General features: G+C 61.2%; 9 protein-coding genes and 3 pseudogenes. 4 read left to right on the forward strand and 8 right to left on the reverse strand.

All coding sequences use genetic code 11. The features are described 5' to 3' along the window. Positions 1 to 76: 76 nt before the first annotated feature. Positions 77 to 271, forward strand: a complete 195-nt coding sequence (locus AB0L97_RS37645) for a transposase (RefSeq protein ID WP_364439627.1) — start codon at positions 77 to 79, stop codon at positions 269 to 271. A gap of 285 nt (positions 272 to 556) precedes the next feature. Next, entirely contained in the window at positions 557 to 922 is a 366-nt protein-coding gene (locus AB0L97_RS37650) for a hypothetical protein (RefSeq protein WP_364439602.1), read from the forward strand. Positions 923 to 1,124: 202 nt separating this feature from the next. Here the strand turns inward: AB0L97_RS37650 and AB0L97_RS37655 are convergent, their stop codons facing one another. The 3 genes from AB0L97_RS37655 to AB0L97_RS37665 all read right to left on the reverse strand — a co-directional run bounded on the left by AB0L97_RS37655 (position 1,125) and on the right by AB0L97_RS37665 (position 5,621). After that, positions 1,125 to 1,439, reverse strand: coding sequence for a hypothetical protein (locus tag AB0L97_RS37655; protein WP_364439605.1), 315 nt, complete (start codon positions 1,437 to 1,439; stop codon positions 1,125 to 1,127). A gap of 1,723 nt (positions 1,440 to 3,162) precedes the next feature. Then, positions 3,163 to 4,140, reverse strand: coding sequence for a hypothetical protein (locus tag AB0L97_RS37660; RefSeq protein ID WP_364439608.1), 978 nt, complete (start codon positions 4,138 to 4,140; stop codon positions 3,163 to 3,165). A gap of 152 nt (positions 4,141 to 4,292) precedes the next feature. Further along, positions 4,293 to 5,621 carry a cytochrome P450 gene (locus AB0L97_RS37665; RefSeq protein WP_364439611.1) on the reverse strand — a complete coding sequence of 443 codons (1,329 nt, stop codon included), beginning with the start codon at positions 5,619 to 5,621 and terminating at the stop codon, positions 4,293 to 4,295. Between the two features lie 430 nt (positions 5,622 to 6,051). Here AB0L97_RS37665 and AB0L97_RS37670 point away from each other — a divergent pair. Further along, positions 6,052 to 6,545 (forward strand): annotated as a pseudogene (locus AB0L97_RS37670) (DNA recombination protein RmuC). 205 nt (positions 6,546 to 6,750) lie between these two features. Here AB0L97_RS37670 and AB0L97_RS37675 read toward each other — a convergent pair. From AB0L97_RS37675 to AB0L97_RS37690, 4 genes and pseudogenes are all read right to left on the reverse strand, one after another. Then, positions 6,751 to 7,299 (reverse strand): annotated as a pseudogene (locus AB0L97_RS37675) (cytochrome P450); the annotation flags it as partial. A gap of 133 nt (positions 7,300 to 7,432) precedes the next feature. Further along, positions 7,433 to 8,539: a terpene synthase family protein gene (locus AB0L97_RS37680; RefSeq protein WP_364439615.1), complete on the reverse strand. Its 1,107-nt coding sequence runs from the start codon at positions 8,537 to 8,539 to the stop codon at positions 7,433 to 7,435. 106 nt (positions 8,540 to 8,645) lie between these two features. Further along, positions 8,646 to 9,215, reverse strand: a complete 570-nt coding sequence (locus AB0L97_RS37685; RefSeq protein WP_364439618.1) for a hypothetical protein — start codon at positions 9,213 to 9,215, stop codon at positions 8,646 to 8,648. 153 nt (positions 9,216 to 9,368) lie between these two features. Continuing rightward, positions 9,369 to 10,109 (reverse strand): alpha/beta fold hydrolase, encoded by a 741-nt coding sequence (locus AB0L97_RS37690; protein ID WP_364439621.1) that lies wholly within the window; start codon positions 10,107 to 10,109, stop codon positions 9,369 to 9,371. A gap of 1,240 nt (positions 10,110 to 11,349) precedes the next feature. Here AB0L97_RS37690 and AB0L97_RS37695 point away from each other — a divergent pair. Then, positions 11,350 to 11,955, forward strand: a complete 606-nt coding sequence (locus AB0L97_RS37695; RefSeq protein ID WP_364439624.1) for a LysE family translocator — start codon at positions 11,350 to 11,352, stop codon at positions 11,953 to 11,955. A 26-nt stretch (positions 11,956 to 11,981) separates the two neighbouring features. On the opposite strand, the pseudogene AB0L97_RS37700 reads toward AB0L97_RS37695, so the two are convergent. Continuing rightward, positions 11,982 to 12,257 (reverse strand): annotated as a pseudogene (locus AB0L97_RS37700) (hypothetical protein); the annotation flags it as partial.

A 12,257-nucleotide genomic window follows, 5' to 3' on the forward strand; every position in this document is an offset into this window, starting at 1 on the left:
CACATTCCCGCGGGAGACACATACCTCAGCCTCCCATTCACAACCACCGACCACCCACAGATCAACTGCGACAGTAATTTACGGACAGGCCCCGGGTCGGGTCGAGAATTGTCAGCTCGGTGTGTTCTGCGCTTATACCGGCAGCAGGGGACGCACGCTGATCGATCGGGAGTTATATCTGCCCAAGTCGTGGATCGCCGATCGAGACCGGTGCCGCGATGCCGGGGTGCCCGAGGATGTCGAGTTCGCCACGAAACAGGTTCTGGCGTAGCGGATGCTGGCTCGCACGCTGGATGCCGGCGTGCCTGCACGGTGGGTGAGCGCTGACGAGGCATACGGTGGTGATTCGAAGTTCCGCAGGTGGCTCGAGCGGCGGAGGATCGGGTGTGTGGTCGCGGTGTCCAGCAGTGCGCCGGTCGTCATGTCGCTTGCCGGTAGCAGCCGCGTCGGCCAGATCGTGGCCGCCGCGCCCCCGCGAGCATGGAAGCGTCGTAGCTGCGGAGACGGCGCGAAAGGCCTTCGGATGTTCGACTGGGCCGTGGCCACAGTGCCGACCGTGAGCGAGGCCGGACCCGGCTGGGGACGCTGGCTGCTGGCTCGCCGGTCACTGGCTCCCAACGCCAAAGGCGAACTCGAAACGGCCTACTACCTGTGTGGTGCCCCGATCGGCACCAGCGACGACGAGCTCATCCAGGTCGCCGGCGCACGCTGGGCAGTCGAGGACTGCTTCCAGACCGCGAAGACTGAAGTCGGGCTGGACCAATACCAGGTCCGCCGCTTCGACGCCTGGTACCGCCACATCACACTCGCACTGCTGGCACACACATACCTTGCTGTGACAGCCGCCATCTCCCCAAAAGCATTGGCAGCGGCCTCGTTCCACTCACACTCGGCGAGATCAGACGTCTCCTGGCAGACCTGACAACACCGTCACCGAACCTCACCACTGCGTTGCACTGGTCGACCTGGCGCAGAAGACACCAATACCAGGCCAAACAGGCCCACTATCAGCGGCGACACCGATTACATCACGAAGTGATGCTGGAGTACTAAGCTGCCGGTGGCGGCATCGAGTCGATGATGTGGAGTTTACAATCGCTGCGCAAGCGTGATGATGATCTTCTTCATCGTTCGACTATCAATGCGGTGCGATTAAGAACCACCCAGGCATACGAGTCGTTGATCCGGTACGCATCGTAACCCAGGCTGGCGCCGTATCGTCCCACGTCCGACAACACATTCTTACGCTCTTCCAGTTCTGTTCTCCTCGCAGACTTTTCGGGCTCCCTCTCCAACTCTGCGCGGATCGATTCCAGTTCCTCATCTCGTTTTGCGGTCAGGGAGCGTAAATCAGTCTTCAACGCGTCGGGGTGCATCGCCATACGAATCACTCCGCCCGGGTCGGCGCCGCCCGGTTCCCCTGCCCAATGCTCGGCCATCTCCCGGAGCCGAGCCGAATCAGGTTCGCTCGAACCAGGTTCGCGGCCGAGCCGCTGCCGAAGGCACCCTGCCCAGGAAAAAGGCTGCCGGTTTTGAATTCCTCTACATCCTGCAGTCTTTTCACGCCCCGGGACATTTCCATCCAACCCGCATCGACAGCCTCGCGCATACCCTTGGCATCCACGAGGCGGGGCAAGCCGTCGAACCCTTGGCGCCGCAGTATCTGCGCCAACGCGCGATCGCCACGCTCATAGCGCAGAGGCCCCTCAATCGCGTGATTGAGCTGACGATAATCGATTTTGCTGAGCAGACTACGGTCCGTTTCCCGCGAATCGATCCCCCGGATCCACCGCGCAATCTCTTCGTCGGTTTGTCCGACCCCGGCGACCCGACGAAGTCCGTGACTGAACTCCCTCAGTGGGCGCTCATGAAGTTCGGCTACGCCCCTTGTTACCCCGCGGAGTCTTTGAACCAACTCAGAGATCGCCTTACCCCACAGTGTGATCCTCCGGCCTCGGCGTGGCCACCTTGAATGCCATGGGATCCAACCTTCTATGTCTACGGTCGCGAACACCCTCAGGGATGAGGAACCTCTGCGCCTGTCGATCTACACTCACCAGACAGTGGACACTCCATAGGGTATAGAGCGCCGATCAGGCATTCGCTTATCAGCGAAGCTGCTGCTTCGAAGGCCGGCACCGCTATGCTCTGTGCAGGTCCACAGCTGGGGGCACCCTGACTGCAGCTGTGGCAGTTGTCCCGAAAGCTTTGACTTGTCCGCGAACCGTCCGAATCATTTTGCCTTGATCGCTATCAGGTGACCGAGTGCCCAACACAACTCGATTTCCAGCCCTTCCCGTACCGTGCAGAAAACCAAGGTTCCTCGAAACTCTTCTCGAGAGTGTCGAGAAACTTCAAAACCTTTTAGAGAGAAAACTGTGTCTCCTGTCTTGTCTTCCTTTCCTCGGGATGCGTAACGACTTTCGGCTTCGATCTTATTTATTCGATCTTATTTAGAAGAAAGGAATTGGTAGCGTGTCGACGGACCTGTATCTGGACTCCTCAAGTTATCGCGAGAGCGAACTGATGGCCAGATCGTAGGCGCCTGCCTGCCGTTTCGCAAGCCCCATCGTATTGCTTGAAGGACACGGGCTCGTGAGGGAATTGCTCGGGTCGGTGTGCGTACGTGGGCCGAAAAAAGGTACGTATGTCGGCGCGCCTTGGTGGTTACTATCGCAGGCGCAGGCGTACTTCCATTGCGGCGGCTGGGAACAACCATCGAGAGCCGCTGAGGCCGTCCGGGGCACCGACGCTCGATGGGACGGCTCGTCGGTGAGATCTCGGAGGTGTCCGGCCAGCCAGCCCGGGGAGAGTCGGAAGCAGTGCTCACCAAGATGGGATGCTAGACCTGCTTTTCGCGGTATTCATGGTCATCGTGGTCACTGCGATCTGGCTGACCGGCTTCGCGGTGAGCTTTCGTTGGCTCGACTGACTATCGCCGAGTTAGCGGAGACGGCGGGCGGTCGTGGCTGGGGCCGAGACGCCTGCTGCCGAATCGATCGAGCAGGCCGCCCGCTGCCTGAATGACGCCTACGCGGATTAGGTCGCCTCGGCCGAACTCCTCGAACTGTCCTACCTGATCACCCACCGCCGCTATTGAATCTCGGTCGACCCGCAGCGACGGGCCCTTCACGCATCGGCGTCGCGTGAGTTGAGTCGGATTTACCGAAAAATCCTGGATTGGACATACCGCTCGGAAATCAGATGGAAATGGACTACGCCCCGTGCGAAGCGGAGTAGCTTTCGGGCATAGGTAGCGTGCGGGGTGTTCTCGAGTTCGTCGACAACGCTAACGATTTCTTTGGCATATCCGGCGATGTTCGTATTGAACTCCTGCATCGACGGTGGTGTTCCGATGAGGAACATATTCATGCGATCGTCGGAGATGCCGTCAGCTGGAGCGAGAAGCTCCTTGTTCAACGATATTCTGTCGTTCGCGTGGATGATGAATAGGATTATGGCAATCATGAGTCTATGGACGTCGGGGTCGGCCCGCGATGCCGTGTAATCCTCGCTATAGACTAGATCGAGCAGAGGAATCTCAGGCTTCAGGAAGATATCGTGGAATCGGTAACCTAGATATGTGTCGATATCCCATGTGTGAATATTTCGGCTGAGAACTCTGGTGATATCGTAACAGGTGAATCCCTGCATTGAGAGATTTTCCAGTGCACGAAAGGCGGGCGGTTCCATGATCTCTTGGAGGTTGCCGAAGGTATCGGACAGCATGCGAGTGAATCGTGGATGATAGCCATTTCCGGAGAACAGATCGGAAATCTTGACATCGAGTGGTTCATGGGGTAGTTCATCGTCGAGGAGATTCCACACGGCGAAAGTAGTCGCGATCCGGTACATGACATCGACATCGTCGCTGTCGTAGATGCTGAAGGCATATTGCGTTCCAACGCCGGCGTGAAAGACCACCGGATTGCCGACGCCGAGATGGTCACCCAACTTCTTGGCCGGAAATCCATAACCCGCCAGAAATTCGACCGACTTCGATTGAACGGTGCGTTGGATCGGGGTCCAAGCGAACCGGCAGTCAGGATCGACGCCGACGGTCAACAGGGCATCGCGGAAGTTGCTGTCCTCAGCGACGAGTCGGGCTGTCTCGGAGTTCGATGGGGAGGGCAGATTCATAACGAGTCCTTGGCGTGAGTTGTCGGTCGGGCATTGCGGCCATATGGCCGCAATGCACAAGAGGGAATCGTCCGCGATTTCTTGTGGTTCTCGGGCTACTGGCCCTGGCAGAGATTCGGCTGCGACCGGGAGACCGCCGCCTCTCGCATCTCTCATGTGCGGGCGGTGAGGCGCATATGCAGGCTGCGGGGGTGCAGGGCTGCTGATCGGGCGATGCGGACGTTGTGACCGGGAAGAGTGTGCAGGCGCCATCGGGTGCTGAGGGTGGCCAGAGTCAGGGTGGCCAGGGTGACGGCGAAAACGTCACCGATACATTTGCGGGGGCCTCCTCCGAACGGGATGAGCGCGGAACCCGACGACTCGGCGTCGGCGGAGCCCCATCGATCGGGATCGAACCGTTCGGGGTCGGAATACAGATCTGGCCGGTGGTGGATCAGATAGGGACTGTAGGCGATGGTGGTGCCCGCGCGGACACGGTGCTCGCCGAGGTCGGTGTCCTCGGTCACCACGCGAGTGACGAACCAGCCCGGCGGATACAGTCTCAGTGTCTCGGTGATGATCCGGCCCGTCACCTGCAGATCGGGCAGGTCGCCGTGCCGGGCAGGGCGACCGGACAGGACGGTGTCGACCTCGCTGTGCAGCCGGTCGGCGATGCCGGGGTGCCGGTCAAGCAGGTACAACACCCATGCCAGGGTGGTTGCTGTGGTTTCAGTGCCGGCCATGAAGAAGGTGATGATCTGGTCGGCTATGTCGGCGTCGGTCAGACCGCAGCCGTCGTCGTCGCGGGCGGCCAGTAGCGCGGAGAGCAGGTCGCCATGGTCGGCGGTGTCGCCGCGGCGGTCGGCGGTGATCTTGTCGAGAAGGGCGTGCAGACGGGCACGGGCACGGGCAAAGGCTCGGTTGCCAGGAGTGGGTAACCTGTCCAGCAGGGGCGGCATCAATGCCCGCCGCATGATGCCGTCGACCAGAGTGCTGACATCCTCGAGCGCGTGAGACAGCAGAGGATCGGGCATCGTGTCGGAGAATAGCGTCGCGGTGGTTACGGCCGACGTGAGTCGCTTCGTTTCGGCGTTGACATCCAAGATTTGCCCATCACGCCAAGAATGGGTGATCGCGGTGATGTGTGCTGTCATGACGTCCGCGTATCCAGGCAAGCGGTCCCGCCCGAACGCGGGCTGCAGCAACCGTCGCTGGCGGCGATGCGCCGAATGCGGACACGTGGTCAGGCCATAACCCATAGCTTCTCTGGCCCGTTCGTAGAGCGGTCCCCCCTTGTCGAAGACACAATCGCGGCGCAAGACCTGTCTGGTCAGATCAGGGTCGCATACCACCACCACCGTAGCCGGGCCCAAGCCGATACGGACCAGATCACCATGCTCGGGCAGCGACTTCAGCAACCGCAGGGGATCGCGCAACAACGGCACAACATGACCGACTAGCGGCAGCGCCCCTGGAGCCGTAGGAATCGGGCTAGCTACCATCGGTCAACTGTAGACCGCCACGAAGCAGCATTAGGCGCAGCCGCTTCTCGAGGTTGGGAATTCGAGATGTCGGCGATGGCGACGATGGGAATCTGCTGAGCATCGCGGACGTATTGTTTGATGCTAAAGCGCTCGTACTCACTGCGTCCCGAAGGCGAAGGTGCCACCGAGCTTGATGGCGCCGCCGCGGGAATGCAGCTCCAGCGCCGGTTCGTACTCTGCTGACTGTAGGCGTCGAGGTCAGTAAGTAAAATGCCAGCGCCAGGGCCGCGCTGGGTGACCAGTTGAAGCAGATGAGCACGGACTAGGAGATGGTGCGTATGTCCAGCGATGAGGTGCTCAAGGAGATCGGGCAGTTGAAGAACGTGTTCCGCAGGCCCGAGGCCCGTGGGGCGAGCAGACCCTGCAGGCGTTGGTCGAGGCCTCCGGCATGGCGAACCTGATCAACTTCGACGATCAGCCGACCTTCAACACCGGCGACGGTGCCCAGCGGCCGGACCTGATCGTCGAGATCAGCGGGGATATGGCGGTGGTCGTCGACGCCAAGGCGTCGTTCAACGCGCTCATCGACGCTGCCGACGCGCGCGACGAGGCCGAACAGCAGCAACGGCTCGCGTTGCATGCTAGAAACGTTCGCACCCACATCGACAGGTCGCCGCAAAGAGGTACTGGCTGCTGCCGGACAAGTCGCCGGAGCTCGTGGTGATGTTCGTGCCCTCGGACTCGTTCCTGTACGCCGCGTGGGAACAGGATCGTGGTCTGTGGGACTACACCGCGAACAAGAAGGTCATCCTCGCCACGCCGACCAGTCTGCTGGTGATCTTGCAGTCGGCTGCGGCCGTGTTGCGCTATGACAAGGCAGCGCCCAACCTGCAGTCATTCGTCCGGCGGTGCTTGACGGCTTGTCGGCGTGTCATTAGGTGACCGAGGTCAAAGGCGTCGGCGCGAAAGGCTCCGGTCCCCTTTCGATGACTGCCGAAATTCGCGCGGATGGTGCGTCACTAACGTGGAGGAGGAGTTGGTGGCGACCCGGGTAATCGCGGCCGAGCAGCTTACGCGTCTGTGGGAGTTCCGGAGATCAGCTGCTATAGCCGTGGCTGCTGGCCGTCGCCACGTTCGATGAGCATGGTCAACATGGTGAGATCCGAGATTGTCCGGACGCTGCGGCGGCCAGCTCGCCCTGTATTTCGGCGAACCCGTTGTGCACCTCGCTGAACTGGGTGTTCATCAGATCGCGCAGATCGGTCCGATCTTCATGGACGGCGGTGAATTCAGCCAGGGCGGCTTGGCGGAAGTCGCGGATCTCCGAACAGATCGCGGTCACGTCCCGGTCGGTGCCACCGGCCAGCACCGCCGCCGCAGCGTCCTGCTCGGCGATTTGCAACCGGCCGGTTAGATCACGGACCGGCGCCTCTAGCGCGGCCACATGCGCCTGCAGATCGGCGTCGGCGGCCGCGGCGTAGGCGGATTGGATGAGCCGACGTTGCTTGTGGTGGTGTGGGCCTTCGGAGGTGGCGAGCCCATTGCCGAACAATACGCGGGCCCGGTCGTAGATGCGGCCGTGGGCGAAGCTGTCGGCCTGGGTGCTCAGCACCTGCCGTACCAGGCGTGGCGCGGTGATGACGTATACAGGGTGCCGGCCCACGTCGAGGCGGACGATTCGCCCGCCCCCCGCAGCGGCACTGCGAAAGTCAGAGGGCCGCGCAACAGGTCACCAACGTGGCCCACGATGGGTAACCGTCCCGGAGCGGGCGGTATCGACTGCAAGTCGTTCGATGTTGACAGAACGGCCTTTTCGATGGCCCCGGGAATCACTCCATTCGAGGCAGGTGAAGGGGATGACCCGGATCGCTGGGTGCGGGCGATCGTGGTGGTCCTGATGCGGGTGTCCGGTCTCTCTGTCGGCTGGAGAGGACGTCATCGAAGGTGCCTCTGATGCGTGGACGGTCGAGGTCGTATCGGCGGGTGTGCTGGATCCAGACGAGGTTGGCGTAGGTGTAGGCGCGCAGGTCCTGGGCGAGGCGGGCCGCTTGGGTGGCGGCGTCGGGTGACAGGTCTAGATGTGCGGCGAGATCGGGCAGTTGCCGCTGGAGCTCCAGGAACAGCAGTTGCCGTCGTTCGGCCCGGTGTAGTACGCGGTCAACCGCCTGTTGCAGGGTGCAATCCTCGCTGGCGGCGGTGACGCGTACGACATTGCAGGTTTGGCCGTCAGCGATGTCTTTTTCCAATCCGTACACGTCATTGTGCCAGGCGGTGACGTCGGCGAAGCACCAGACCATCTCCCGAAACAGCAGACTGTCGCGCAATGGGTCGGGGATGTGAAGCTGGGACACTATCTCCAAGACGTCGGCCTGGAAGATCATCGCGATGGTGTTGCGCCGCATCATCATGAAGGTCGCCGCGTCCGGGATGCGCGCGGCGGCATGGTAGCGGTTCTGGAAGGCGATGGCTTGCACGTAATCCAGGAAGTGATCGGTGATGCGACGCCGCCTGCGCGGGCTCAGCCCGGCGGTAAGCTCCGGCCAGTAGTCGGCGAACCCTTTGATCACAGCATTGGGAGTGCCAGCGGGGGTGCCGCCGGACAAGACCGTGCGCATGTCGCGTAATACCGCTGCCATGCGGCGATCACGTTCGCCCCAGTCGAAGTTGTCGTACTGGTCGTCGGCGAGTGATCCCCAACAGAACCATTTCACGCCGATCAGCAGGTGCGCCAGATCCACGGATGGGGTACAAATCCCGTGGTATAAACCGAACTTGAACGATCGCAGGTGGGCCTCCTGGACTGGCGTCGTGAGGAACCCGATCCGCCACAGCCAAGCGATAGTTTCCTCCTCGGCCTGCTCTACGGCGGGATTGACGGGCGGGTAGGGGGGATCGTAGAACCCCTCCACCAGCGCCGACGTGTCGATCATCGGCATCGCGTGCATCCTTGTCAGTCGACAGTGCATCAGTGGCACTGCAGTGTGTAGCCAAGGTGGACACAAAAGCCGCCATAGCCGTCTACTCCTTTCCGGCTTACCTCGGCTAGTGTTCTGCGCCCCGAAATTCGTTCGATATGTCTGGCGAGGGAGTAGCCGATCTCTTCGGCTGTCTTCTTCCAGGCGAACCGACGGGGGCGTTCCAGTGCGTGATCCAGTCCATGACGTCTTTCTCCAGTGCCGCAACACTTTTGTGAACGCCACGTCGGGTGAGTAGATCGGTGGGGTGGCCGAACCAGCGTTCGGCCCGGTGGAGCCAGGACGATCCGGTCGGGGTGAAGTGCACGTGGAACCGGGTGTGACGCGCGAGCCATTCGTTGACGATCGGGGTCTTGTGGGTCGCCAGATTGCCGCAGACCGGATAAACGGCCAATTCGGCGGGTACCGCCTTCTCGCTGCGACAGTGAGACTTTCGATGACCAAGGGCTTCGGTGAGCAGTGTGCACGACACCGGTTGCGTCGGTGCGGTCGGGGAGCTGTCGGCGTTCCGGGAGGAGTTGTATCGGTGCCTGCCCCGGCGGGCACACGCGGTATTTGATGTGGTGGACGCGGTGTTGTGCGTGACTTGCGGCCGCTCCGCATCCGCGGCAACAACCGCGCGGTCCAGATCTGCCACGTGATGACCTCCCCCGCCCCGCCCTTGCGGGTCGCCATCGCGCACGGTTCGCCGTGTCGAGGTCGGGCACATCCGGCATCAGCGCCTCCTCGGCACGCGCCTACTGCCGCGCGGCGAGCACCCCCGCCTCAGCGGGGCGGCTCATCCGCCACCTCAGTCCAAATGCGAAATCCTATCGAGTTCCTGTGCCAGTAATTCCGGCGCGGAAAAGAACGGCGAATGGGCGGTAGGCAGTTCCGCAATTTCGGTAATACCATGCTCCTTGTACATCGCGCGCTGAATCTCTGGCGGATTAATCACATCATGCATCGTGAGGATAGCTGTCCGTCGGACCCGTCCGAAATGGGTGGGGGTGACTTGGACTGGCGTGATGAACGAACCGAGTGGCTCAGGGGTCAGCAGGCGCAGCGCCAAGGCTACATCTTCGGGGGCGCATCCACCATAGAACAATTGAGGTGCTACCGCTAACGGGATGGTGATTGCGTCTGCGGCACTGCCCGCAGTGAAGTCTGGGCTGATTTCGGCAATATTCGGCCCAATCGCCGGATGTGTCATCATCGACTGCCCTCCACTCAAAACGATAGCTGACAGATAGACAAGGGTTTGGATACGGTCGGGACAGCGTTCCGCCACGAGGGTGACGGTCATACCGCCCATCGAGTGCCCCACCAGCACGGCCGGCTCATCCAAGGACAGCAGAACCGACTCGATGGAGGCCGCGTAGTCGTGCAATGTCAACCCTTTTAGTGGGGTTCGGTCGACACCGTGTCCAGGTAAATCCGGGGTAACTACTCGATGCCCTGCGGCCTCTAGCAGGGGAATTACGCGAAACCAACACCAGGCACCGTGAGACCCGCCGTGAACCAAAACGAACGTACTCATAGCGAAGAGCATGCACGGGCGGGGGCGCCTCTTCGATCAAATGTATTCCCGATGTTGGGAATGTATGTGACTGCGTACGTATCTCTCCCATCTTCACAGATGCGCGTCGTCAATTGTGCCGCCATCGCGCTGGTGGCCCAGCCGACTACGAAAAGGTCTGTGATCTCGTGTCCCGCTGGGGAGATCTCTTGCCAGCGGTAAAGCAGGTCGGCAGGCGTACCCGTAGCCGCCTGGGACGCAAGAAACTCCTTCGCTTCGGAGATCGAATCGACAGGAAGGCCGACAAGAATACGTACGTGATTTGGCATTAGTTGCGGATGTCAGCAGCTGCCCGGCTGTAAAACACTGTGTCCAGCCACTGGCTCGGTCCGACTGGTCGGTGCACGTGTCACGTAGGTTGGGTACTCAATTATTATTGGAGAGAGCGCCTTGTCGCTCTGGGGCGACCTATTACAGGGGTTGCGAGCACGGCTGGATTCGCATTCGGTGGCCCCATCGGTGCTGCTGTAGCCGGGGGAGTGGTCTGCGGATTTGAAAACGGATGGGATCCTGAGTCGATACTCGAGGCCACTCCTTTATCGTAAAGGCTGAAATCGCTATTCAAACGGCTGCCGATCTGCTCAGCCGAGGAATTGCCGGAGCCGCCGCCCGAAAGTCGATGATCTACTGACACCCACGGTGGTCGGAACGCTGGGGAGGGTGAGGCGAGTGAGGAGTATAAAAACGTTTGTACTGACGTGGAGGCTCGGCAGATGAAGCTGCTGCAGTTGGATCGTGGAGTAGCGGAGACCTCTGAACGCAGGCCGGGTGGCGCGACATACCCCCGTTGAGTCAGCCAAAAGCCTTTCGGCGACAGGAACCTCAGGAGTCAATCCACCCGGCCTGCTGCAGCACGCTACGGGTAGCTACCCCGACCACGAACCGCTACCGGAGATATAAGTCGGCAACCTCCAGCGAGCTCGTCGGCTGGTTGGCCGGGTCCACTGGACATATCGCTCTGCTAGGAGTGCTCGAAGGCTGGCAGCATGTCGGCTCCGTCTTGGTGAGCGAATTCGCCGCCCGCGCACGCCGCGCGGGCGCGGGCGCGTTGACCGTCACTATTGATACCGAGCCACTCGGCCGCTGAGACCGGCGGCGCTTTGCCCCGTCAAGGCTTCATACCCAGCTGTGTCAACCTGAATCGGCCCCGGCCCGGCGGCTTGGTCTGGCTCCGGGCGGTATGGCCAGGAGTGAGGTGGCACAATCGTTGGGTATGAGTGTTGCGTTTTTCCTTACTTCGCTGGCGATCGTTGCGACTCCCGGCACAGGTGCCATTCTCACCATCACCGCTGGTCTACGCGGTGGGCGGCGGATGGCGGTGATCACGGCGTTCGGGTGCACCATAGGGATCGTGCCTCATCTGGTGGCCGCGGTAACCGGGACAGCCGCGCTGTTAAGGGCGGGCGCTGTCGCTTTCGACGTACTGAAGGTTGCGGGTGTGATCTACCTGTTGTTCGTGGCATGGACGACCTGGCGTGACGCTGGTGTTGTCGCTATAGGCGAGAACGCGCCGACGCGTGCGTGGCGTACCGTCGGTAATGCTGTCCTCGCAAATCTGTTGAACCCGAAGCTGTCGTTGTTCTTCTTCGCGTTTCTCCCACAGTTCATCTCGCCGCAACAAGCGGTGTTACCGCAGATGGTGCTTCTCAGTGGGGTCTTCATGGCGTTGACGTTCGTTGTGTTCGTGGGGTATGGGATGTTCGCCAGCGCCATGCGCCATCACGTGATCACGAAACCCCGATTCGTTCGACGGCTTCAGCGTGCCTTCTCGCTCAGCTACCTCGGTATCGGAGTGAAGCTCGCGACTGTTCACCAATGAGCATGCTAGGTGCTTCCAGGAGAACATCAGTACCCATGGTCGTCACGCCCGTAGGCGGAATCGGCGGTCATCCATCCGGCGATCACACCCGCGGCCGGTGCCCGACCGATCATCACCTCGGCCAACCGTGGCTTGGTCAAACTGCTCGGGCTCGGCGGTTCTCGGGCACACCGGCGTCCCTCGTTCAACGCCGTTTCGAGAACGGTCTTAGACCGTGTCTTACGTGGTTGTGATTCGTTCACGTTGTGCCGGAATCGACTGTGCTGCATGATGTTCGACTCGTGGTCGATGAGTTGTCGAAA

The sequence above is a fragment of the Nocardia sp. NPDC051911 genome (assembly GCF_040681035.1).
Lineage (GTDB): Bacteria > Actinomycetota > Actinomycetes > Mycobacteriales > Mycobacteriaceae > Nocardia > Nocardia sichangensis.